The following is a 23,367-nucleotide window of genomic DNA, read 5'->3' on the forward strand; positions in this document are numbered from 1 at the left end:
CCTGTTGAGTGGTTTCTGTTCGGCCATGATGGCAGAGCGTAACTTGCTGTCTCAACGAGGTTTTGTTGTCGGAGGAAGGCCAGACCATAAAGGGGGCGATAGCGGGATCGCGCGCGGGGTAATCTTCACTCCATAAACGGTGGAGGGCAGATGATACAGGACGCTTTTGTACGTCAGAGGGCAAAACAACTTTACTGGCAGGGCTATCCGCCAGCGGAGATCGCGCGTCTGATGGGGATCAATCAGAACACAATTTACGCCTGGAAGAAACGTGATGGATGGGATGAAACACCCCCCGTCCAGCGCGTCAGCCAGTCTATGGATGCCCGCCTCATCCAACTGACGGACAAGAAAGACAAGACAGGGGGAGACTTCAAGGAGATTGATCTGCTGACCCGGCAACTGAAAAAGCTGTCTGATGGACAACCAGCAGGGGCTGGCACGGGCAAAAAGCCGCGCAAGCGCAAGCTAAAAAACCACTTCACCGAAGAACAGGTCGTCGCGCTGCGGGAGAAAATACTTGATTCCCTGTCGTGGCACCAACGCGGCTGGTATGAGCAACGTCACCACCGAAACCGCATGATACTGAAGTCCCGCCAGATTGGCGCAACCTGGTACTTTGCACGTGAGGCGCTGTTAGATGCGCTGCGCGATGATGTGAAATATCCGTACCAGCGCAACCAGATATTTCTGTCTGCATCCCGCCGTCAGGCGCACCAGTTCAGGGGATTCATTCAGAAGATGGCGGAAGAGGTGGACGTTGAGCTTAAGGGCGGTGACAAAATCGTACTGAGTAACGGCGCAGAGCTGCATTTTCTCGGCACGTCCGCTGCAACCGCACAGTCATATACGGGCAATCTGAAGTTTGACGAATTCTTCTGGGTCAGCAACTTCACCAACCTGCGAAAGGTTGCAGGTGCGATGGCAACACTGAAGGGACTGACACGTACCTACTTTTCCACGCCGTCAGGTGAAACCCATGAGGCTTACCCTTTCTGGACGGGCGATCGCTGGAATGAGAAACGCCCGAAAGCACAGCGCAAAGCGTTTGATGTGGGCTGGAAAACGCTGAACAGTGGCTTGTTATGCCCGGATAAAACCTGGCGTCAGATTGTCACCCTGAAGGACGTGATAAACCACGGCTGGGAGTACACCGACCTTGAAGAAATTCAGGATGAAAACAGTGAGGATGAATTCCGCAACCTGTACATGTGCGAGTTCGTTCGTGATGGTGAGTCCGCCTTCAACCTTAACGCCCTGATTGGCTGCGGCGCAGATGGTTACGACGAATGGCCGGACTGGAAGCCTTTCGCGTCCAGGCCGATGGGGAATCGCCCGGTATGGATAGGCTATGACGCCAACGGCAGCAGCGGCAATGGCGACAGCGGCGGAGTCTCCGTCAACGTGCCGCCAGCTGTACCTGGCGGTAAATTCCGCACCATTGAAACCATACAGGTACAGGGGCTTGAGTTCGAAGAACAGGCGAAGGTTATCGCTGACCTGACGTTTAAATATAACGTTCAGCATATCGGCATTGACGTGACAGGAGGGAACGGTGAAGCCGTCTATCAACTGGTTAAAAAATTCTTCCCGATGGCGGTGCCGTACACCTTTAACCTGGCCTCGAAACGCGCCCTTGTACTGAAAATGCTTCAGATTATCCGCGCGGGTCGCTGGGAATATGATCGCAGCGAACGAGCACTGGTGACGGCGTTTAATGCTGTGAGAAAAGTTAAAACTCCAGGTGGTTTCATCACCTATGACACAGACCGATCTCGCGGTATCAGTCACGGCGATCTCGCATGGGCGACAATGCTCGCCATTATTAACGAACCGCTGGGCCAGGAGAGTGGCAGCGGCGGGTTTGCTATGGAGTTCTGATGAAGAAGCGCACATACAAAAACAATCACCCCGCCAGCAGTGGCAGCACCGGGCAGCCTGATATCTCTGATGCGCTCAAAAGCGATCCGGCGCTCAGCGCCTTCACGTTTGACGGGCCATATTCCGTAACAGACGGCTATGATCTGCTGGACAGCATGTGCTGCGTCGATAACGGCCGGTACTATGAAACGCCAATAGACTGGAAAGGGCTAACCCGTGCGTTTGCACAATCCCCGCTGCATCAGTCGGCGCTTTACTTCAAGCGCAATGTGCTGACCGGGTGCTATATCCCTCACCCCTTACTGTCACGTCAGGCCTTCTCTGCCTTTGCACTGGACTGGTTTGTCTTTGGTAATGCCTATCTTGAACGACGCTCTAACCTTCTGGGTGCCCCGCTCAAACTCCAGCATGTTCCGGCGCTGAACACGCGACGGGGTAGCGACCTTGATACGTACTGGTTTATCCGGCAGTGGAAAGATGAATACGAGTTTAAGCCGGGTCAGGTCTGCCACATCATGAACCCGGATATTCATCAGGAAATCTACGGTATGCCGGAATACATGGGGGCGCTGCTGTCCGCCAGCCTGTCACATTCCGCTGATAAGTTCCGCAAACTCTATTACGACAACGGATCCCATGCCGGATGCATTCTCTATGTCGGGTCGGAGAAGGTGGATCAGGAAAGCATAAAGGTGGTGCAAAAGACGCTGTCACAGGCCAGAGGGAAAGGCTCCTTCAAAAACGTGCTGATCCACGCGCCGGGCGGCGGCAAAGACGGCGTGCAACTGTTGCCGTTCAGCCAAATATCGGCAAAGGATGAGTTTCTTAACATCAAATCAGCAACGCGCAACGATCTACGCGACGCTCACCGCATCCCGCCGCAACTGATGGGCGCAATGCCGGAAGGCAACGGCTCGCTGGGTGATGTTGAGAAGGCCGCGCGCGTCTTCGCCATCAACGAAATGTTGCCCGTGATGGAAGCCATGAAAGGCGTCAATGACTGGCTCGGTCAGGAAGTGATCCGCTTTAATCCCTACGCTCTGCTCAAAGACGAGTAACCCGATGCACCCGCCGCACAACCTGCGGCGGTTTCCTTCAGTAATTTTCAATCTTCGCCCGACCGGCCACCACCTGAGCACTACCTCGGTACAACCTTTAACGCCCCTCACTCAGAGCGCACGAGCGCCATTCTGGCAGGCGCAAACTGCAATCGACCCCGCACGCAGCCAGAAGAGAGAAAGCACGCTGAGAAGGCGGAAAAGGCCGAAGAATGGCATTTAAAGGCAACCCCTCCCTTACCCCTGTCGCGTGGGCTGTTCCCCCGTCACCTGCGCGCGACATTTGCTTCGTTTTTTGTGCATTTCCCGATCCTGAACGAGGCCGTGCCACCACATGGCGGAAAGGGCATAAACAGCATCAAAAAAATTGTGCAAATTTGTGCACTATTGTGCAGTGGGAAGAACAATAAAAAAGGGCTTTGTTAGCCCTTGATTTTTACATTCCCCACTCCCGTTCCGGAAGCCGATCCTTGAAGGCAAGGTAATCATAAAACTCACGTGTATGGGAAAAAATACATTCGCACATTGACGCGCCAGCGTTTGAAAGAGCCAATTTCAACATACCGTCAGGCTTAGGATTACTCACCAAATTTTCATAAACTTGAGCCTGATCTGTACCGTGGACGCATAACAAAAGCGACGACTCAAATGTAACGACAGCATCCAATAAACGCTGATGCACCACGGCAAGGGCTGGTTGATTTGCAACAATTGCAGTCAAGCAACGGCGATCACCTGTCATGAAAATGGCTTCCGGGTTCTCTATGCACGAGGCAAGCAATAGCTGTTCGCCTACATCAATTCCAGGCACACTCCCCAAAAGCTCAATAAGCTGGGAATCTTGAACTTCTGGGATATCCTGTACAGATTCGATGAAAGCTCCCACCTGCTCGTAAACAACCTGACTACCACACTTCCTGATCGCTTTGTCAGGGTTTTTCGGTAGAAGCTGAAAACGAGCAGCAGGGTTAATGAAGATCTGGTCGGGGGGTTGGTTAAAAACCACTGGCAGTTGAGATAATAGATTGCACTGGGCCAGCTTCAAAATGACATCATTGTCAGAAAGAACAATCACTGATTACTCCCCGATTAGATTTTCTAAAACCTTGAGATCATCTTCGTGGATATTTTCTAAATCCATTCCGCTTTTCATCATGGTCCTCACAAAATCCTGATCCGAGTCTTCACCAGCACAGAGTGATTTAACCGCATTCACAGCAGCGCCCCAGCAATTCTGCGCGAAACCATAATTTAAAGCGATGTGAGTAGGATCAATGTGATTGTCACTACCATACTTTTGAGCCGCACGAGCCAAGCTAGGCCCGTTCAATCTGCCAGCAGTAGGTACGATACGTAAAGACTTCTGCCCCGAAATGACCTGGAAGGCGAATTCGTTGGCTTCTTTCTCTACGTTGTCCGTCGAAGCATTCTCAATTTTTGCATCAATATGGCACTGCCCGTTTTCTGCGTTCAGATGCCCTCTGGCGATATGCCCTAACTCATGCGCGAGATCAAACAGCATATAGCCGTGCTTCTGAGGCTGAGTAAGAACAATCACCGGGCGTCCATTACTCATCAACGCTAGCCCAGCCATTTTTTTTGCAGCTTGAGGGAAGGATTTTAAATAAACAACAGGGATGCCAATTGAATGACAGTATGTTACCAAGCTATCGAGCGATACCCATGATTCCTTAGTAAGGATCTGGGTTCTTATCGCCAAAGGATCCAGCACTGCTCTGGCATCGTAAGGAATTTTGAAATTAGATGCGACAATACCTGCCGCAGTATAGGCAACAGCAGTAGCAATATCTAAATCGTTCTCGGCTACATTCTGGCGATGCTTATATTTATGGTTGCCACCAAAATTAAAGCACACTCCTTCACTGCCATCTTTTAGGCTATCCGGGAGAATGCTAAACATACGCGCGAGGTGCAGGTACGCATACTGGCGCCCTGATGGGGTCTCAGCAAGCTTCTCATCCCACCAATCAGGTAACAACCTGCGGATGTACGAGAGGTTAAACCCGGCCCGGCCGAATTTAGAATAAATCTGACTCATCTGATTATGGTTCGTCATAAGAGCCTCCTAACTGCGTGTGTAAGCGAAATGCCATTTATTATTAGCTTAGTTATGACACAAAAGCGCGCACACTATAAGCAGAAAACGGCGAAAGTCATAACTATTTCGGTTGTGTGAAAAGTGGGTAATAGCTCCTTAGATCTGCTTATAGCGGCTTAGTTCCGCGAAAAAGCTGCTTTCATCCTTTTCACAAGGTCGCTTGTTTTTTGCTTCGCCGCCATCACCTGTGACGGCAGCTTATCCAGCCCGGATGCGGCGCGGTTGCGCGATACCAGCCGTCCGTCCTGCACGGTCATAATGAGATCACCGCACGCCACTGACGCACCGGCCATCATCGATCTGACCATTCCGGTACTGACATCAATCCCACGGAGCGCCAGCAGTTCACTTATCTGCTGCTCTTTCACGGATAGCCCGGTCCCGTTTTTCCGTTCCGGTGGTCGCTTTTTACGCTTACTTCGCACATCGTCACTAAGCCGCTGCGCCAGTTCTCGCTTTTCCTGCCGTGAAAGCGCATCAAAATTCACCGTCACGCCCTCAGTTGGCACAGTCATTTCTGACTGTCCTGTAGCTTCTCTGGCGGCATGTTCAACACCGTCAGCACCTGCCGCGGGATCCCGCGTACAGTTATTGACAGAACTCCGAGGGGCGGCGTTGCCGCCTGAAAAACCAACGTCAACGGCCACACCGTCAGCGCTCTGGCGCTTCGGCACGATTTTGTATTGCGTGGTGCGGGTGAAGATCAAAGAGTCATTGCCCGTAATCGGACAATAGATACCGGTGATTCGCTGGACGTCATCGCCGTAGGCGTTGCCGTTTACGGTGGTTTCATAGTTCAGGCGAATGCGCAAATTATCGCGCTCTACCAAAGGGCCACCCTGGACTAATACATAGTTATCCCATTCACCTGCATCAGCAGCCTGCCGTGCGGTTTCCAGTTCAGGGTGTAAAACAAGTTCACGATTGCCGAGGCGGCGAAGTTCGCGATATACCGTTACCGGCGCGCCACCGATCTGCTGAAACTGGCGAATAGACCAGCGCGACGCCCACGCACTAACGCGCCTGGACATTTCTTTCAGCTCTTCCCCGGTTTCGTCGTCCTTTTCTCCATCCAGCGCGAAGCCGTCGATATTCTTCGAAATGTATTTCGCGATGTATCCCGTTGCAGACCCTTTCGCCGGATCAATCGGTTCAACGTGAAAACGCGCCCGGTTCATGGCCTCCGAGCCTTTTAATTCTGCTGAATCTTCACGTCTGGCGTGATAGCAAAAAATATCGCGGGCCTGATCGATATCGCATGGATGCATAAACAGCAGTAAGTGCCAGTGCGGCGTTGCATCATGGTGCGGCTCAACGACACGAAAACCAAAGACGCGTATTCCGGCACGCTTCCACGCGGCGCGAGTTCTCGCCCAAACTTTGCAAAGATATTGCTGCGTCTCGCGCGGCGACGCGCCACAGTATTTATTATTGCGGCACCCGTTATGCTGCATGGAGTGGTAACGGGAAGGCGCTGTCAGCGTGTAGAAGTCACCGGCCAACCCTTCCAGCTTCGCCAATTCTTCAAATCCGCGCATTCTCGTCATGAGCTCGCGGCGGCGGTTGGCCGGATTGGCAACACTACCAGCGACTTTATCGATCAGCGAAATGCGCTCACCCGTCTCCTGGTCTTCCAGTTCCATAGCCTTGAGGTATTCACGGTTAGCCTTTTTCTGGGCCAGCCATTCCGTAAGGCACGGGGCGCTACTGTATGGGGAGGATTTTTTCTGGACGTATCCCGCTGCGATCATCAAATGCTCACGCCACCGGGCATGGATACGGCGCAGGCGGTTTAACCACCACTGCGGTGACTCAAGACGGAGAACCGCGCGTAACGCGTCCTCTGCTTCAAGTTCTTCATTGCAATAAGCTGTCCAACCGGGGATCGGCGTTTTCAGATGCACCGCCAGCGATGCAATACGGCCATAGCCAGAAAGCGCCGCGAACTCAGGATCGCCGGTGCGCGCCAACTGGTGATCGGACTCGCGTATAAACTCGCTCGTAAAGATATCGGCAAGCGTATAAGCCAGTCTTTTTAACTCTTTTTTCCCTGCCCAGAGCATACGGAAAAGCTGATCGCGTATTGGCAGCAGAATGTCGGGCATCACAGTATCAGGCTGATAAACACTGTTCACGCCATCAATACGCGTTAATACGTGGCGCTCAAAGGTGTTAAGCAGCCAGTGATCTGCCGCTTTGCGGTCTTTCGCGTCCAGCACATCAAGCTTCGCGGCAAAGTGACGGCGAACATACTGCGGAAGAGAAGCCAAACGGCGACGCAGCAGCTTACTGCGTTCCGGCTTTTCGTCTTCCGCTACCAGTTCACTAAACGCAATATGCTTACGCGTGCCGTCTGGCGTGAGATAGTCGAAACCATCCAGCCCCGGCGCTACATCAACGCCAATCGGCTGGTATGGTTTGTTCCCCCCATAAGCGTAAGGGATAGCATTATCAGTGCTACCCGGATACGGTGGAGGTGGAGAAGGGGCGCGACGGCCACGGGTTGCCGTGGTCATTGCTTATTCACATAATCCATAACGAGATGAACAGACGCTGGCTTCAAGACCTGCTAAAGCCAGTTCATATACCTGCTCACCGCGCCCAGATTTGGCCCACTCGAGAACCTCATCAACACCCGGCGAATTGAGGTTGCCGCGTGGCCCATAAAATCCGGACCAGTCAATATGCTGCACTTCCGGCGTAAGCCCCTGAAGCATCACTTCTTTGCCCAGGTTGTTTCGAACCTTCACTTTCTTTCCGTGCCGATCAGTGATTTCACGGAAGCCCAGAACAGACGACATCCAGCGCTGGCTAACCTCGCCGACACTCATCCAGTGAACCCAGCGACTCCCCAACCTGACCTGCAATTCCCACTGGCGATGTTTATCAATATGTTCAGGCCAGCGCGCTGCTGTTTCGGCTATCTCTTCTTTGTTGCAAAGCACACAGTTCATGCAGCCAACACGGGCGGCACCTTGCGTATAAAGAGGGTTAGGCTTGATACCAAAATGTTTATGAAGGGCAAAAACGTCTTTCGCCGTCCACTGGTGGATAGGCAGGAAGTTGTAAAGGAATTGGGGATCACGCTGGTCTGTTGAGAAGCGCTCATAGCCAGCCCGCTTTGATGACTCATCAGCCCTGACACCTGACCACTGCACTATGACTTCACCTTCATCTAACAAAGGTTTCATCACCGCATCAAAGGCAATCTGTATTTTCAGTTCGTCGGTACAAAAACGATCGCGCAGCATTGGGAATTTGCCATGAAGCAATGCAGCATCCAGAAAACTATTTCCAGACGGCTGGCCCAGAACTAACAATGCAGCATCTAAAGCTGTCTCAAACTCAATTCCCCAGCGCTTCGCTGTTTGCATCCATGCTTTTGCAAACTTCGTATCTTTGCGGGCCAGCGAAGGCATCACTACACCACGATACGCCCCCATACGGATAGTCTGACGCTTCGGCCAATTTTTCTGTAAATAAGCGCGGCGGCGGGCAAAGTCTTCTTCCGTATAGTTCCGCTTAACAACCTGAACAGGCTTACAACCTATTTGCTGATGAATGGTTTGCCCGTATTCGATCGTCAGTTCATGCTCATTATCAGTGTCGGCCATAACACCTTGCACACGATCACCAAAAAGAGCGTGAGCTACGGCAAGTGTTACCGTTGAATCTTTACCGCCGCTGTAATTCACGACGATTTTGTGATCGTCAGGTATGTGAAATTCAGAAAGGAAGCGCTTATAGGCCGTTTCAATTTCACGAACTTTTGCGCTGATATCAGTTGGAACAATTACTGATGGTGCTGAGAAAGTAGTCATTAAAAAGCCTCCAGATCGTCAAACGTGCCCGCCGCAACCATCGCGTTGTAAGTCGCTTCACCCATCACGGCGCCACAATCAGGGCAACCGCCGCCGTAACGCCCGCAGCAATCGCAGACTGGCAGCACGCCGATCACTTCTTTGGCCTTCTGTCGGTTGTCTTTGTCAGTGCTAACGGAACGTTGCACGCTGATTTCGTGCATCTTGAAGGGCTGATAAATCGCACGGGTGGCTTCGGTGTCGCTGTTGGAAATGACGACCTTCACGCCATGCTTACGGTTAACTTCCAGCAGTGCCAGGACTAACTGGCGGTGGTTGTCTTCCGTGAATGGTTCGGTGTGGTACTGGGTAAAATCGGCTGTTTTGCTTTCAGGCAGGTAAGGCGGATCGCAGTAAACGAGAACATCGCCACCCGTGACGACCTGTAGAGAACGCTGGAACGGCGCGCAAAGAAATATTGCCTTTGTATCGTTGGCCTTTTCGGCAAACAGGCGGATTTCATTTTCAGGAAAGTAGACGCGCTTATACTTGCCAAACGGCACGTTAAAGCCGGTCTTACGGCTGTATCGGCATAAGCCGTTATAACCGTGGCGATTCAAATACAGGAATTGAGCGGCGCGCATGATGCACGCCATTTCGACGCCATAACGCAACCCGCCGCTTTCTACCGTACCCACCTGCTTATTGAATACGGCGCGGACTTCGTTGTACCCCTGCGGGCTGTTCTTACTGTTGAACAGTTCGCGGGCCGCATCGATCACTAAGTCCGGGTAACGGGTGACTTCCCGATACAGGTTAATAAGATCAGGGTTGATATCAGCCAGCACATAGCGGCGATATTCAGTCGCCAGAAATACCGATGCGCCGCCAACGAACGGTTCGATTAGGCAGTCGGCTTTTGGAAGGTGAGGTAGCAGGTCAGGAAGGACACGTGATTTGCCCCCTGCCCATTTGATGAACGGGCGGATCATTTTAAAAAACTCCGTAATGGGAAGCGGGAACAGAATTGCGCTGCAATTCTTCAATGCAGTGCTGGCGCAGATTGCTTATAAAATTGGTGGTTACTGACCCACTGGCTGAAAGGGTTAGCTCGCCATCACGGCGTGTTTTAATTGTTAACCCTTCATTCTCGATAGCTGGTAAAAGAACATGCAAAATGAAGCTATATTGATCACGTCTGGTCATAATCTCTTCCTAAAAAAAGAATGAGTTGAACCACCGCCACTTAATAAAGGGGCGGAGAAAACAGAGTTGATTTTTTAAAACCGAATTACTTAATTATCTTTTTGAACAATTCAGCGAGAGTATGCAGAAATCCTTTATTTATTCTTCGGGTATAAATAAACGGTTTATCTTTACCTTTGATAAATTGAACCTTCACCGGTTCGGGCTTAAAAAATCTTCCGTCCGGCGTTTCCAGCCAGCCGCGAGAGTTCTTGAAGTGCGTAACCTGGCATCCATTTTTCAGAAGGCTTGCAAGAGATGGAATGTTATCTTTCATTTCTTCTACCATTTCTTAATTTATCAATTGTCTGCATTGCCTCTGCTAGTGCAAAGTCTCTGCCGAAATAGTTACCGTTATTTAAAACGCTATACGCGCGCTGCATAGTGGTTGAGTTTCTCGGGCACATATGAATTGTGAACCCGCGATAGATATAACTATGCTGACTAAGTTGAATGAGTTGATTCATAATTTTCCTGTCAACTGTTTGCGATAGCATCCTTGAGCATGGCTATCATGTTCACTTCCACCTTGCCCCCTGCCAGTTCTTTAGGCCTGACAATTATTCTTCCATCGCGAACCATTAACCGGCATGTTTCGAATGGAATCCCGGTTATTCTGGAATACTCCTTCAGAGATACATAAGGAGCAGCAACATTCATATTGATGGTTACGCCCGTCATTTTTACCTCAGTTTCCGCTGTTAATTACCAGAATGCTGTTGCGGCTCAGACTTCATGGATTCAAGGCCACGCAAAAAGACAATGCGGACCATATTAGATGCTGAACGACATTCAGCCTCTGCCATGGCCTCGATCTCCGAACGCTCATCAGGGGACAAACGCAGTGGCAAAGAACCGCCAGCTACGCTGTTTTTGGGCGTACGTGCCCGCTGTGTGTTTTGTACTTGTGTCATAGTGGTATATTGTGATCTGCTAAGTGTCTGTGATTTACATTCTGGTACTCAAACGAGTACCTGTCAAGGATTATTGAATGCAAACGAGTACAGGAGAACGCCTCAAAGAAGAGCGCGTGCGCTTGGGACTTAGCCAGGCTGCGCTTGGCGAGATAGGTGGTGTTAGAAAACAAGCTCAGCTCAATTATGAAAAAGGTGAGCGAAACCCTGATTCCGCATACCTTTCCGCGATAGCGAAATTTGGTGCAGATATCCAGTACATCGTTACAGGGATAAGGTCTGCCGAGAGCCTTTCTCCAGATGAGAAGGAGCTGATCAATCTATTTAGACAAGCACCTTTAGCGGTCAAAGCAGCAGCGTTAGCAGCGTTAAATGCAGGCAATGCCGCTTCAGATTCAATAAATGTGTCTGGTCGTGGCAACCGAGTGGCTGGCAGGGATTACAACGAAAACAATAAATAGGGAAGCAGTATGGAAGTGAATTCATCTGGAGAACAGAATAGAACAGCTGGACGGGACTTTACGGAAAACCGCGTTCAAATAGATAAATTTGATGGTCGTCACACCATCAACATCGCGATTCCCTCAGATACTCACGATGAGCGTCCATTGGTTAGGGCGCAGAGAAAAGAACTTAATGCCCTGGTAGCGATTGTTTCTGATTCCTACAGCAGAGAAGCGTATGAGATCTGGCAAAAGCTGCATGCAGAAATTGGCGTCTCAAGTATCGAAGAAATGACCGTCAACCAATATCAGACTGCAATTAGCTTTTTGCAGTCTATGGTCGAACGCGCTAAGGACAAAGATGCAAGTAAAGCACTTGTTAGCCTTCTCCTTCGAAATAGTGAAGATAGCGAATTGAGGCAGAAGCTGATTCGTTATTGCCATGTTAACTTCGGCACTGGTCGATTGAATGACCTAACACGCAACCAACTTCAAATGTGTATATCGTGGCTGGACCAGCAAACACAAGATATTCCGCCCCCTCCCCCGAAAGAGAATCACTCTTCAGTGGAAGTCACCAAATTGCTGCGAACTCACCCGAAAGAATTCATTGTCATTTTCTTAATTGGCTTCCTATTAGGTTCAATATTTTTCTGACTTCGTGGGGTTTTGTATGAAGACTATTTGTTTTACAGGTTTTGGGAAAAAAGATAAAAACGAGCTGATTGAAATTGCTAAAGCTCGTGGTTATGTCGTAAGAAGTGATGTAACCAAGGATCTTAACTATCTCTGTTGCGGTGAAAATGCTGGCCCGAGCAAAATGAAAAAGGCATCCCAACAAGGCTCTGAGGTGCTGTCGGCCGAGCAATTTCTAAACCTATCGCCTTTGTCGGATGCACAATATGCTGAAAGTGAAGAGGGCAATGCACCAACACTTACAATTCATGATGAGCACCCTCTTCTGGACCTGATTTGGTCGTCAATTGATACCAAAAATAATTTATCAATCATTTATCACGGAGGTGAACGATCCGGAGTTGCAAGAGATATCCTTCCCCTGACATTGCTTGATAACTTTACGCTACGGGCAGCAGACCTATCATCTCCTACTCATCCGGTAAAAACTTTCAGCTTGGAAAAAATTGAAATACCTGGTGTAGAAAGGCTCCCATCCCTGCCAAGCGAACGTAAGAAGAGTAAGAAAAAGCAATACTCCGTTGGCTTATATAAAAATATCGAAGAAGTACATTTAGCATTTGCCGATACACTTCATGGTATGGGGTGGCATGTTGCTACTTACCAAGATGATGCAGGCCTTTGCAATCGTTTGGATGTTTGCGACTTTTTCAAAAATGGTAAACCACGTAAAACTCCCGTTGTAAGTTTATCATTCCAGCCAGAAAATCAAACGCGGCCCTTCGTCTGTAGGTGTCGAGATATCGAATTTACTTCAACCTATGCACATCTTGATAACGCTGCGGAAATGTTCATTTCACTCGCGTATGCAGGGTCTGATGATGATGCCGAGGTGCATAATTGACTGTTCGTAAACTTCCCTCAGGCAAATGGCTGTTGCAGTGTTTCCCATACGGACGTGATGGGAAACGCATACGTAAGCAATTCGCCACCAAAGGCGAGGCGCTCTCCTATGAGCGCCGTTTAATGAATAACGCCACAAACCAGCCTGTAAATGACAGTGCTGTCACTCTTTCGGCATTTGTTGAACGCTGGTACGAAATGCATGGCAAAACGCTCTCTTCAGGTGATGAGCGAAAAGTGAAACTGTTGGCTATTTGTGAGCGACTTGGTGATCCCCTTGCCTCCCACTTCGATAAAAACAGCTTCGCTGTATACCGGGAACGGCGTTTAAGCGGGGAATGGAATCCGAAAGGCAAGAAAAAGCTGAGTGAGGCGACAGTTAACCGCGAGCAGTCGTATCTACATGCCGTATTCTCGGAAATGAAACGACTGGGTGAGTGGGAGGGAGATAATCCGCTTTCAGGTATCAGGCAGTTTAAGGAAGGGGATCAGGAGCTAGCTTTTCTTTACGAGGAGGAGATTGATCAGCTACTTGAAGCTTGTGACCAGTCAGCAAACAAAGATTTGGGAATTATCGTGCGTATTTGCCTAGCCACTGGTGCACGCTGGAGTGAAGCGCAGGATTTAAAACAATCTCAAATTCTTCCCGGACGTCTGACCTTTACGCAGACCAAAAGCAAAAAGAACCGAACAGTACCCATTTCACCGCAGTTACAAGAAATGCTTCCCAAAAAACGCGGTTCACTCTTCTCCCCTGCATATGAGGCATTCAAATCAGCACTTACGAGGGCCGGGATAGAGCTGCCTAAAGGTCAACGCACCCATGTGCTTAGGCATACCTTTGCCAGCCACTTTATGATGCGTGGAGGAAACATTCTGGTATTGCAGCAAATTCTCGGGCACAGCACGATCATGATGACGATGAGATACGCTCACTTCGCTCCAAATCATCTTGATGCAGCCGTGGCACTCAATCCCTTTGATAATCGGGCTAAGAAAATTTAAAGGTGCGCTGCCATGCTGCTGCCATTTTGCTGCCACTACCCCAAATTGGAGGTATAAAAAAACCACCTTTCGGTGGTTTATACGACACTGCTTATCATTGATTTTATTCTACTTTTCCCATGGTAGCCGGAGTGGGACTTGAACCCACACAGCGCGAACGCCGAGGGATTTTAAATCCCTTGTGTCTACCGATTCCACCATCCGGCCAGGGAAGAAAGTGGAGGCGCGTTCCGGAGTCGAACCGGACTAGACGGATTTGCAATCCGCTACATAACCGCTTTGCTAACGCGCCTTAAATCTTTTGTCTCTCGACTCACACCCGCAATTGCCGATGCGTTTAATCTGGAGCGGGAAACGAGACTCGAACTCGCGACCCCGACCTTGGCAAGGTCGTGCTCTACCAACTGAGCTATTCCCGCATGTCATCAGGTAATTATCTAATCACTTGATTTCATTATCGTCTGGCTAACTGTGCCGCCGTTCGATGCGTTGCATTCTACTTATATGACGTTTTGAGTCAACGTTATTTTTTGCATCCCTGGATCGTTTGCTGAAATTTACGGCGAAACGATCACTGTTCAAGCAAATCCCCGCGTGCAGCGTTCAAATATTGCAACATTGACCACAATGTCAGAACCGCAGCGACCCACAGTAAACCAATACCCGCCCACTCGACCCACGCGTTTGGACGCCACAGCATCCAGACCAGCGCCGCCATTTGCGCCGTTGTTTTGACTTTACCGATCCATGACACAGCCACGCTGCTGCGTTTACCCAGCTCCGCCATCCACTCGCGCAGCGCAGAGATAATAATTTCACGACCAATCATCGTCGCCGCAGGCAGTGTCACCCACCAGGTGTGATAGTGTTCGGCCACCAGCACCATGGCGATGGCCACCATCACTTTATCGGCAACCGGATCAAGGAACGCGCCAAAACGGGTGCTTTGGTTCCAGCGACGAGCCAGATAACCATCGAACCAGTCGGTGACGGCAGCAATAAGGAAAATCAGTGCACACGCGAAGGGCGACCAGACAACCGGCAGGTAAAACGCCAATACAAAGAACGGGATGAGCACGACGCGAAAGAGAGTGAGCAACGTAGGGATATTAAATCGCATAATGACGGTAACTGTCTGTTGTCAGTAAAATTTAGCTCTATGTTGCTACAGAGCCCTCAATGTTTCAACGAGTAGTAGATCTTTTCTGCCAGTGCTTGCGAAATACCCGGCACTTTTGCAATTTCTTCAATGCTCGCATTGAGTAATCCTTGCAATCCGCCCATATACTTCAACAGCATCTGGCGGCGTTTCGGACCCACGCCATCAATGGTTTCAAGTGTACTGGTGTTCTTCACTTTTGCCCGTTTTTTACGGTGTCCGCTGATCGCGTGATCGTGGGACTCATCACGAATGTGCTGGATCACGTGCAATGCAGGGGAATCCGGCGGCAAACTGAATCCCTCACCTTCTGGCTCGAAGAACAAGGTTTCCAGCCCCGCTTTACGATCTGCCCCTTTTGCGACACCTAACAGCAACGGGTGCTCTTTGTCCCAGGTCACGTCCAGCGATTCAAAAACAGCTTTCGCCTGACCAAGCTGCCCTTTGCCGCCGTCAATCAGGATCACATCCGGGATCTTACTCTCTTCTATCGCTTTGCCATAGCGACGACGCAGCACCTGATTCATGGCCGCATAATCATCGCCTGGCGTGATGCCGGTGATGTTATAGCGCCGATACTCCGCGCGTAGCGGGCCGTTGGCATCAAACACCACACAGGATGCCACCGTCTGTTCACCCATCGTATGGCTGATGTCAAAACACTCCATCCGCTTCACTTCAGGTAATTTCAGGAGCGTTGCCAGAGCGGTCAAACGCTGGCTGACCGTCGACTGCTGCGAAAGTTTGGTGGTCAATGCCGTGGCAGCATTAGTGCGCGCCAGCTTCAGATAGCGGGCGCGATCGCCGCGCGGTTTGGTCTGGACATTAACGCGCCGCCCTGCCAGCTCAGAAAGTGAATCGGCCAGCAGGGTTTTATCATCAAGATTGAAATCGAGCAGGATCTCAGAAGGCAGCGTGCGCATCTGGCTGCCCTGGAGATAGAACTGTCCCACAAAGGTTTCAACAACCTCACCTAGCTCGGTACCACCTGGCACTTTCGGGAAATAGCTACGGCTGCCGAGCACTTTGCCCTGGCGAATAAACAGCACGTGGACACACGCCAGCCCGGCATCAAAGGCAACGCCGATGACATCAAGATCGTCACCCGTATTAGAAACAAACTGCTTCTCGGTCACCCTGCGCACGGCCTGGATCTGATCGCGAATGCGCGCGGCTTCTTCAAACTCCAGCGCGCTGCTGGCTTTTTCCATGCGGGCAATCAGCTGCGTCAGCACCTGATCGTCTTTTCCGGCTAAAAACAGGCGCACATACTCCACCTGCTGAGCATACTCTTCTTCCGTCACCAGGCCGGCAACGCAGGGTCCCAGACAACGCCCAATCTGGTATTGCAGGCAGGGACGTGAGCGGTTGCGATAAACGCTGTTCTCGCATTGACGGACCGGGAAGATTTTTTGCAGCAGCGCCAGGGTTTCACGCACGGCGTAACCGTTCGGGAACGGGCCAAAATATTCACCCTTCGCATGTTTTGCGCCACGGTGCATGGCCAGGCGTGGATGGGTATCACCGCTGAGAAAAATAAACGGGTATGACTTGTCATCACGCAACAACACGTTGTAGCGCGGCTGATAAAGCTTGATGTAGTTATGTTCGAGCAGCAGCGCTTCTGTCTCGGTGTGGGTCACGGTGACATCAATGCTGTTGATAAGCGCGACCAGGGCTTCGGTCTTACGGGAAGCAAGATTGTTGCGAAAATAGCTGGAGAGGCGCTTTTTAAGATCTTTCGCCTTCCCTACATAGATAACCGTACCGCCAGCGTCATACATCCGATAAACGCCTGGCTGGCTGGTAACGGTTTTCAGAAATGCTTTTGAATCGAACACATCACTCACTGGCTGGTTAAGGTTTCCGCATTACACAGACCATGGCGAATCGCCAGGTGAGTCAGTTCGACATCGCCGTGAATGTTCAGTTTACTGAACATACGATAGCGGTAGCTGTTCACCGTTTTCGGACTGAGATTCAGCTGCTCTGAAATCTCATTCACTTTCTGGCCTTTGGTGATCATCAGCATAATCTGCAATTCGCGCTCAGACAAACTGGCGAATGGCGATTCTGTTTTGTCAGGTTCAATCTGGCTCAACGCCATTTGTTGAGCGATATCCGACGCGATATAGCGCTGACCGGCAAACACTGAACGGATAGCATTAACCACTTCCTGCGGGGCAGCGCCCTTGCTGAGATACCCGGCAGCACCTGCCTGCATCACTTTGGCGGGCAGCGGATTTTCGGTGTGCACTGTCAGCATGATGACTTTTGTATCAATGAAGGTACGGGCGATTTTACGTGTGGCTTCCAGCCCGCCAATGCCGGGCATGTTCATATCCATCAACACAACGTCCGCCGAGTTAGTGCGACACCATTTAACAGCATCTTCACCACAGCAGACTTCACCGGCAACTTTGATACCTTTTATATCTTCAAGAATGCGTCGTATCCCTGCGCGCACCAGTTCGTGGTCATCAACAAGAAGGACGTTGATCAAAGGAAATGTCTCCAGAATAGGGATAACGCTACTGACTGCTAATTTGGTTTATATTAACGGTTTTCCTCTCAAGATTAAAACGTTAAAAAACCGGCTATTCGATTTTGCTCTCGTTTTTGGAAATTAGCCTGTACACCTGGTGGAAAGAAACGCAGCAGCGCCAGGGCTTTTGAGGCTATTTTTAAGCATCTGTATTCAAAAGGTTACAAAACAACCCTAAAAAAACCTAAGAAAAAACAGAACTCAAATTTTTGTAACAATAATTAACGGTGGCAGTACCGGCGTTAAACAATTAATTGCAGATAAACTGGCGTACAGATTACCGCCGTTTGTTGTTTACGCGAATAAACAAAAAGCGTAAAAGTACGAAAAACAACCACTGCATTTTTTGACGCGGCTTGTGGTATACTCCGCGGCCTTAACTTTCATCGTCGCGCTCAAGCGCTGTTTTATAATGAGGAAAATAAATGAGCACACCTGAATTCGCCACTGCGGAGAATAACCAAGAACTGGCACAGGAAGTATCCTGCCTGAAATCGCTGCTGACGCTGATGCTGCAGGCAATGGGTCAGGCTGACGCCGGTCGTGTGATCATTAAGATGGAAAAACAAATCGCGCAAATGGAAGACCAGGCTGAATCAGCGGTATTTGCCAATACGGTTAAGCAAATTAAACAAGCTTACCGCCAGTAAAAAAAAACGGCTGGATGCGTTGCATTCAGCCGTTGTCCTCGTCTGCCACGCAGAACGTCTTTTGCTTCAGATAAGCCCGGTCGCCGCCGCATAGCAGGCAATCTGCGTTTTGTTGGGTGCGTTGAATTTCTTCTGCATATTCTTCTGATGGAAGTTAACCGTATTCTCTGAGATTGAGAGAATGATTGCTATTTCTGCTGAGGTTTTTCCTTCAGCCGTCCACTTCAGAATTTCCCGCTCACGTTTGCTGAATTTCATTTCAGGCGGCATTACCGTCTCGTGTTCAAATCGCAGTAAAGACGTTAGAGCCATTTGCACCAGCATTTGTAAGCGCAACTCTATTTCTTCGACGTCGAAGGTATTATCCACCAGGCTAGTACGCGATACGGAAAGGAAACCCAGCGCATGATTGGGTAACATCAGGCACTGCGTTATTCCTTTGCGTAAGCCGTGGTCACGCGCTCCGTCCCATAATGCCTGAGCGTCAGTGAATAATTCATCAGTCCAGGGTAAATGCCCCTGAACGAAATTCTCAGGTTTCAGCACCGGGTCGATGGTGAAATAATTCTCTGACTGATATTGCGCTAACCACTGTGCGGGGTAAGTGGTATGCACAGAAATCTTAGGGCGTGTAAAAGGCACTGGATGACGAACGCAGAGAGCGAAATAATCAAATTCCAGTTCCTGAGTTTGTCTCTGAAGTTCGAGATAAACCTCGTCGGCGGTTGTCATTTCCTGAAACCGGAGAAAGCATTCCCGACGCCATGTGAAAAAGTCTGTTTCCTTCATACTGACTGAATGAAGCCTCTGATAAAGATAATCATTATTATGGTGAATATAAACTAACACATAAAACTTATTTAGATATACAAAATATCGGCTATATGACTATTAACTTCAGTTTTAATACGGTTAATCCGAACTGTGCGGAATAAAAAAACAATACGAAAGGGCTCAGGGGAGAATAATTTGCTCCAGGGGAAAAATCTGGAGCAAATTAGTGCATAAATGCTACTGCATAAGGAATTTTTCGAGGAACTGGCGGGTACGCGGCTGTTGTGGGTTAGCAAATAAGCTTTTTGCCGGCCCCTGCTCTACAATTCGCCCCTGATCCATGAATATCGCCCGGTCGGCGACATCTCTGGCGAAGCTCATCTCGTGCGTCACAATCACCATTGTACGTTTCTCCTGCGCCAGCTGGCGGATAGTGTTCAGCACCTCCCCCACCAGCTCAGGATCAAGCGCAGAGGTGGGTTCATCGAACAGGATCACATCAGGACGCATAGCCAGTGCGCGGGCAATGGCCACACGCTGCTGTTGGCCGCCAGATAAACGCCGTGGGTAGCTGGTCTCTTTACCGGCAAGCCCCACTTTCGTCAGCAGCTCGCGGGCCCGGGCGGTGGCTTCGTCTTTAGGCTCGCCTTTTACGATGACCGGCCCTTCAATAATGTTTTCCAGCACGGTCCGGTGCGGGAAAAGATTAAAGTTCTGAAAGACAAACCCGACATGCTGACGCAGACGGCGGATCAGCCCTTTCTGCTGGTTGATAGACTTCCCGGTGTCGATGGTGATATCACCCACGCGAATGGTTCCGCCTTCCGGTTGCTCCAGCAAATTAATACTGCGCAGCAGCGTGGTTTTCCCGGAGCCGCTTGGCCCGATAATCGCCACCACTTCTCCTTGCTCAACTTCAAGATCGATACCGTGCAGTACCGTCTGTCCGTGGAATTTTTTCACCAGGTTTTTGACGTCGATAGCACTCATTTCGGATCACGCTCCTGGCGGTTAAGCTGGTTTTCAAAATAGTTTTGCAGCGCAGACAGTACCGTCGCCATCACCCAGTAGATCAGCGAGGCCGCCAGATACATGGTGAAGACTTCGAGCGTACGCGAGGTAATAAGCTGCGCCTGGCGGAACAACTCTGGCACCTGAATCGTTGCCGCCAGCGAGGTGTCTTTCACCAGGCTGATAAAGCTGTTGCTGAGCGGCGGAAGCGCCACACGGGCTGCCTGCGGCAGAATTGCCCTGCGCAGCGTCTGCCATGGCGTCATACCGATACTGGCCGCCGCTTCCCACTGGCCCTTATCAATAGAGGAAATCGCCGCGCGCAGGGTTTCCGAGGTATAGGCCGCGGTATTCAGCGACAAGCCGATCATCGCCGCCGGGACCGGATCAAGCTCAATACCAAACTGCGGTAAACCGTAGTAGATCATAAAGAGCTGGGCGATAAGCGGTGTGCCACGAAAGACAGAGATATAAAAACGCGCCAGCCAGCGTACCGGCAGCACCGGCGACATCCGCATCAATGCCAGCACAAACCCCAGCACCAGGCCAAAGAACATCCCGCCGATACTGAGCTGTAACGTAAATACCGCACCTTTTAGCAGGAACGGCAACGAATCAATAACCAGTTGAATACTTTCTTGCATTATTATTTTTCTACCTGATGTTTAGACATGAGGATGGTAGGCAAACAGCGCGGGTGCCCCGCCAGTGTGGACAAATAAAATCGGGCCTTCATCCTTAAAGCGTTTCTGCGCAATACCGTCGATAAGCCCTGCCATCGCCTTGCCGGTATAAACCGGGTCAAGCAGGATACCTTCCAGACGGGCCAGCAATTTTACCGCTTCCATGCCTTCTTCATTTGGTGTGCCGTAGCCCGGAGCAAAGTAGTCATCCCAGAGAATAATATCGGCCTTCGCCTGAAGTTCGAGCTGCTCTGCCACCGCCTGTTGCAAGGTCACCACTTTTGGTTTTTGATCGGCAACGCTTCGGGAAACCGTCATACCAATCAGCTCCGCCTCGGGCATCAGTTGCTCCAGACCTACTGCCAGCCCGGCGTGAGTCCCTGCGCTGCCGGAAGCGACAACGACAGAAGACAAATTAACTGCACCCTCACACTGCTGAGCAATTTCCAGCGCGCTTTCCACATAGCCCAGCGCACCCAGCTCATTCGAGCCCCCCACAGGAATAACATACGGACGAAAGCCCTGTGCTTCCAGACGTGTGGCCAGCTCATCAAGCTGTGCCGTCGGGTCGGTCAGAGCGTCACACATTTCGACCTGGGTATTAAACAAGTCCAGCAGCAGGCGGTTACCGTTGGTCAGGTAATTTTCCGCGCGCGTGCCAATCGGGTTTTCCAGCAGAGCCACACAGTGCAGGCCCAACTTTGCCGCCACGGCTGCCGTCTGGCGTACATGGTTGGACTGAATCGCCCCGGCGGTCACCAGCGTATCTGCCCCTTCGCGCAACGCATCTGCGGCCAAAAACTCCAGCTTGCGCAGCTTATTGCCGCCCATCGCCATTGGCGTCACATCGTCACGTTTAATAAAAATATCGCGCCCTAAATAATCAGAAAATCGCGGTAAATACTCCAGCGGCGTGGGTGCGCCAATAAACTCGAGGCGTGGGAAGCGCGTTAAATTTTGCAGTGACATGGATCCTCCGGTAACGCTGTCTTTATTAGATACTTTTTATTATGCACGCAGACGCGTAAGAAATAAAAAAGGCGCTTTTAAAAGCGCCTTTTTTTACAGCCAACGGCTTACTTCGTGACGTCAGCCCCGAACCACTTCTCGGAGAGCGCCTTCAGGCTGCCATCTTTTTGCATATCGGCGATGGCCGCATCAATGGCTTTCACCAGATCTTCGTTGCCTTTACGCACTGCAACACCAGACTCCTGACGAGAGAACGCATCACCCGCTACAGCCAGGGTGTCATTGGTTTTCTTCACCAGATCCAGCGCTGCCAGACGGTCAACCAGAATGGCATCGATACGACCAACGCGGAGATCCTGGTATTTGGTTGGGTCATCATCATAGGTACGGATGTCAACACCCTGCACGTTCTGGCGCAACCACTCTTCGTAGTTAGTCCCCAGACCGACACCCACTTTTTTGCCTTTCAGGTCAGCAGCGGTTTTGATGGTGCCTTCGTTGCCTTTCTTCACCAGCGCCTGAATACCCGACACGGTGTATGGCGTAGAGAAGTCATACTTCTTCTTACGCTCATCAGAAATGGTTACCTGGTTAATCACCACGTCGATACGTTTAGAATCCAGTGATGCCAGCATCCCATCCCATTTGGTCGGTTTGAGCGAGGCTTTTACGCCAAGATGTTTCGCCAGCTCTTCGGCAAATTCCACTTCGAAACCGGTCAGTTTTCCGTCATCACCCTGGAAGCTGAACGGAGGATAGGTTCCTTCCAGCCCAACCAGCAGCGTGCCGCGTTCTTTGACTTTATTCAGCAGATTTTCCGCCGCGAACGTTTTCACGCTCATGCCAGCGACCAGCGCAACAGCCATTACACCCATCAGCGCCTGACGACCCAGAAGTGCTAATTTCATAAGTACCCCGATATAGTGGAATTTTTGAGTAGTGTAGTGAAATCGCCTGCAACGTCAAAGGCGGCTGCGCTACATCTTATTCTTTTTTAATATATATCAGAAGTTGTCTCTGCGTGGACTTTCTGCTTCACCACACCCGGCATTTGTACCTTATATTGCGCGTACTTGCGCAGTGCAATGCGGTAGTTATTGGTGCTGGTTGCAGGCAACCACGGCTCCAGATTTTCATCCAGATAACCGGTCTTAAGCAGATCGCGAGAAATGTTATGCACGGTCAGATGCTGGCCAAGGCGACGCAGGCGAACCACATATTCGCGCACAGTGCCGTGACTCATCTCCGTTTGTTCAAACAGGAATTGTTTGAAGCCGATAATGTCGAAGAAGTCGCTTTGCTCTTTGCAGTGTAAATCGCCACAGAAACGGCAAAGCGCCACCCACTCTTTTTGCTCTTCAAACCATGCTGATTCATCCATTAACGTGTCGAGGCGAGAGATCGCAATTTTATTCACGATTTCGCCACGACGAACCAGCGTGATACGGTCGAGTAATTTATTACAGTGGGCGCAATGCGTCTGGCTGTGTTTAAAGTCTTTCAGGTAGCGGCTTAGAGGCCGTCTTTTTGATTGCTGCACCGTCATGATAACTCCTGGTTGTCAATACGTTG

At 50.5% G+C, this 23,367-nt stretch carries 26 protein-coding genes and 3 tRNA genes; 8 read left to right on the forward strand and 21 right to left on the reverse strand.

Features of this window, described 5'->3' with window-relative positions:
- Positions 1 to 150: 150 nt before the first annotated feature.
- Both M987_RS19240 and M987_RS19245 read left to right on the forward strand, forming a co-directional pair.
- Positions 151 to 1,881, forward strand: a complete 1,731-nt coding sequence (locus M987_RS19240) for a terminase large subunit domain-containing protein (protein WP_014072482.1) — start codon at positions 151 to 153, stop codon at positions 1,879 to 1,881.
- Positions 1,881 to 2,939 (forward strand): phage portal protein, encoded by a 1,059-nt coding sequence (locus M987_RS19245; RefSeq protein ID WP_014072483.1) that lies wholly within the window; start codon positions 1,881 to 1,883, stop codon positions 2,937 to 2,939. Before M987_RS19240 ends, M987_RS19245 begins: the two co-directional genes overlap by 1 nt.
- Positions 2,940 to 3,375: 436 nt before the next feature.
- On the opposite strand, the gene M987_RS19250 is transcribed toward M987_RS19245, so the two are convergent.
- The 9 genes from M987_RS19250 to M987_RS19280 form a co-directional block, all read right to left on the reverse strand.
- Positions 3,376 to 4,014: a hypothetical protein gene (locus M987_RS19250; protein ID WP_014072484.1), complete on the reverse strand. Its 639-nt coding sequence runs from the start codon at positions 4,012 to 4,014 to the stop codon at positions 3,376 to 3,378.
- Positions 4,015 to 4,017: 3 nt separating this feature from the next.
- Positions 4,018 to 5,016 (reverse strand): ImmA/IrrE family metallo-endopeptidase, encoded by a 999-nt coding sequence (locus M987_RS19255; protein ID WP_014072485.1) that lies wholly within the window; start codon positions 5,014 to 5,016, stop codon positions 4,018 to 4,020.
- A gap of 158 nt (positions 5,017 to 5,174) precedes the next feature.
- Complete coding sequence (locus M987_RS19260) at positions 5,175 to 7,574, reverse strand: replication endonuclease (RefSeq protein ID WP_014072486.1); 2,400 nt, start codon at positions 7,572 to 7,574, stop codon at positions 5,175 to 5,177.
- 3 nt (positions 7,575 to 7,577) lie between these two features.
- The gene (locus M987_RS19265; protein ID WP_014072487.1) at positions 7,578 to 8,879 is read right to left on the reverse strand and encodes a phosphoadenosine phosphosulfate reductase family protein; all 1,302 of its coding nucleotides are present in this window, start codon (positions 8,877 to 8,879) and stop codon (positions 7,578 to 7,580) included.
- Positions 8,879 to 9,850 carry a DNA adenine methylase gene (locus M987_RS19270; protein WP_014072488.1) on the reverse strand — a complete coding sequence of 324 codons (972 nt, stop codon included), beginning with the start codon at positions 9,848 to 9,850 and terminating at the stop codon, positions 8,879 to 8,881. Before M987_RS19270 ends, M987_RS19265 begins: the two co-directional genes overlap by 1 nt.
- A 1-nt stretch (position 9,851) precedes the next feature.
- Positions 9,852 to 10,064 (reverse strand): hypothetical protein, encoded by a 213-nt coding sequence (locus tag M987_RS24170; protein ID WP_014072489.1) that lies wholly within the window; start codon positions 10,062 to 10,064, stop codon positions 9,852 to 9,854.
- 85 nt (positions 10,065 to 10,149) lie between these two features.
- Positions 10,150 to 10,380, reverse strand: a complete 231-nt coding sequence (locus tag M987_RS19275) for a phage filamentation protein Fil family protein (RefSeq protein WP_041162342.1) — start codon at positions 10,378 to 10,380, stop codon at positions 10,150 to 10,152.
- Positions 10,370 to 10,600 carry a DUF4761 family protein gene (locus M987_RS25225; RefSeq protein WP_342626527.1) on the reverse strand — a complete coding sequence of 77 codons (231 nt, stop codon included), beginning with the start codon at positions 10,598 to 10,600 and terminating at the stop codon, positions 10,370 to 10,372. Before M987_RS25225 ends, M987_RS19275 begins: the two co-directional genes overlap by 11 nt.
- A complete protein-coding gene (locus M987_RS19280; protein ID WP_014072492.1) occupies positions 10,581 to 10,784 on the reverse strand; it encodes a hypothetical protein in 204 nt (67 codons plus the stop codon). Before M987_RS19280 ends, M987_RS25225 begins: the two co-directional genes overlap by 20 nt.
- Positions 10,785 to 11,094: 310 nt before the next feature.
- On the opposite strand from M987_RS19280, the gene M987_RS19285 reads away from it, so the two are divergent.
- Genes M987_RS19285 through M987_RS19300 form a run of 4 tightly spaced genes read left to right on the forward strand, consistent with a single transcriptional unit; the run spans position 11,095 to position 14,004 of the window.
- On the forward strand, positions 11,095 to 11,478 hold the full coding sequence (locus tag M987_RS19285; RefSeq protein WP_014072494.1) for a helix-turn-helix domain-containing protein: 384 nt from the start codon (positions 11,095 to 11,097) through the stop codon (positions 11,476 to 11,478).
- Between the two features lie 9 nt (positions 11,479 to 11,487).
- Positions 11,488 to 12,117, forward strand: coding sequence for a membrane protein (locus tag M987_RS19290; protein ID WP_014072495.1), 630 nt, complete (start codon positions 11,488 to 11,490; stop codon positions 12,115 to 12,117).
- 16 nt (positions 12,118 to 12,133) lie between these two features.
- Entirely contained in the window at positions 12,134 to 13,000 is an 867-nt protein-coding gene (locus tag M987_RS19295; RefSeq protein WP_014072496.1) for a BRCT domain-containing protein, read from the forward strand.
- Positions 12,997 to 14,004 carry a phage integrase gene (locus M987_RS19300; protein WP_014072497.1) on the forward strand — a complete coding sequence of 336 codons (1,008 nt, stop codon included), beginning with the start codon at positions 12,997 to 12,999 and terminating at the stop codon, positions 14,002 to 14,004. The genes M987_RS19295 and M987_RS19300 overlap by 4 nt, the downstream gene beginning before the upstream one ends.
- Positions 14,005 to 14,124: 120 nt before the next feature.
- Here M987_RS19300 and M987_RS19305 read toward each other — a convergent pair.
- From M987_RS19305 to uvrY, 6 genes are all read right to left on the reverse strand, one after another.
- A tRNA-Leu gene (locus tag M987_RS19305) sits at positions 14,125 to 14,211 on the reverse strand.
- Between the two features lie 11 nt (positions 14,212 to 14,222).
- Positions 14,223 to 14,296, reverse strand: a tRNA-Cys gene (locus M987_RS19310).
- 51 nt (positions 14,297 to 14,347) lie between these two features.
- Positions 14,348 to 14,423 (reverse strand) — tRNA-Gly (locus tag M987_RS19315).
- A 152-nt stretch (positions 14,424 to 14,575) separates the two neighbouring features.
- Positions 14,576 to 15,124: a CDP-diacylglycerol--glycerol-3-phosphate 3-phosphatidyltransferase gene (gene pgsA / locus M987_RS19320; protein WP_014070748.1), complete on the reverse strand. Its 549-nt coding sequence runs from the start codon at positions 15,122 to 15,124 to the stop codon at positions 14,576 to 14,578.
- Positions 15,125 to 15,180: 56 nt separating this feature from the next.
- Positions 15,181 to 17,013, reverse strand: coding sequence for an excinuclease ABC subunit UvrC (gene uvrC, locus M987_RS19325; RefSeq protein WP_014070749.1), 1,833 nt, complete (start codon positions 17,011 to 17,013; stop codon positions 15,181 to 15,183).
- Positions 17,010 to 17,666, reverse strand: coding sequence for a UvrY/SirA/GacA family response regulator transcription factor (gene uvrY, locus M987_RS19330; RefSeq protein WP_014070750.1), 657 nt, complete (start codon positions 17,664 to 17,666; stop codon positions 17,010 to 17,012). Before uvrY ends, uvrC begins: the two co-directional genes overlap by 4 nt.
- 400 nt (positions 17,667 to 18,066) lie before the next feature.
- Between uvrY and M987_RS25325 the strand changes: the two genes are divergently transcribed.
- The gene (locus M987_RS25325; protein WP_420712946.1) at positions 18,067 to 18,147 is read left to right on the forward strand and encodes a hypothetical protein; all 81 of its coding nucleotides are present in this window, start codon (positions 18,067 to 18,069) and stop codon (positions 18,145 to 18,147) included.
- Complete coding sequence (locus M987_RS19335) at positions 18,134 to 18,358, forward strand: DUF2594 family protein (protein ID WP_014070751.1); 225 nt, start codon at positions 18,134 to 18,136, stop codon at positions 18,356 to 18,358. Before M987_RS25325 ends, M987_RS19335 begins: the two co-directional genes overlap by 14 nt.
- A 66-nt stretch (positions 18,359 to 18,424) precedes the next feature.
- Here the strand turns inward: M987_RS19335 and sdiA are convergent, their stop codons facing one another.
- The 6 genes from sdiA to fliZ form a co-directional block, all read right to left on the reverse strand.
- On the reverse strand, positions 18,425 to 19,147 hold the full coding sequence (sdiA, locus tag M987_RS19340) for a quorum-sensing transcriptional regulator SdiA (RefSeq protein ID WP_014070752.1): 723 nt from the start codon (positions 19,145 to 19,147) through the stop codon (positions 18,425 to 18,427).
- A gap of 222 nt (positions 19,148 to 19,369) precedes the next feature.
- Positions 19,370 to 20,122 (reverse strand): L-cystine ABC transporter ATP-binding protein TcyN, encoded by a 753-nt coding sequence (tcyN, locus tag M987_RS19345; protein ID WP_014070753.1) that lies wholly within the window; start codon positions 20,120 to 20,122, stop codon positions 19,370 to 19,372.
- Positions 20,119 to 20,787 carry a cystine ABC transporter permease gene (gene tcyL / locus M987_RS19350; RefSeq protein ID WP_014070754.1) on the reverse strand — a complete coding sequence of 223 codons (669 nt, stop codon included), beginning with the start codon at positions 20,785 to 20,787 and terminating at the stop codon, positions 20,119 to 20,121. The genes tcyN and tcyL overlap by 4 nt, the downstream gene beginning before the upstream one ends.
- Positions 20,788 to 20,808: 21 nt before the next feature.
- Positions 20,809 to 21,795, reverse strand: a complete 987-nt coding sequence (dcyD, locus tag M987_RS19355) for a D-cysteine desulfhydrase (RefSeq protein ID WP_014070755.1) — start codon at positions 21,793 to 21,795, stop codon at positions 20,809 to 20,811.
- A gap of 107 nt (positions 21,796 to 21,902) precedes the next feature.
- A complete protein-coding gene (tcyJ, locus tag M987_RS19360) occupies positions 21,903 to 22,703 on the reverse strand; it encodes a cystine ABC transporter substrate-binding protein (RefSeq protein WP_014070756.1) in 801 nt (266 codons plus the stop codon).
- Between the two features lie 86 nt (positions 22,704 to 22,789).
- On the reverse strand, positions 22,790 to 23,341 hold the full coding sequence (gene fliZ / locus M987_RS19365) for a flagella biosynthesis regulatory protein FliZ (protein ID WP_014070757.1): 552 nt from the start codon (positions 23,339 to 23,341) through the stop codon (positions 22,790 to 22,792).
- Positions 23,342 to 23,367 lie beyond the last annotated feature (26 nt).

This window comes from Enterobacter soli ATCC BAA-2102 (genome assembly GCF_001654845.1).
Taxonomy (GTDB): domain Bacteria; phylum Pseudomonadota; class Gammaproteobacteria; order Enterobacterales; family Enterobacteriaceae; genus Enterobacter; species Enterobacter soli.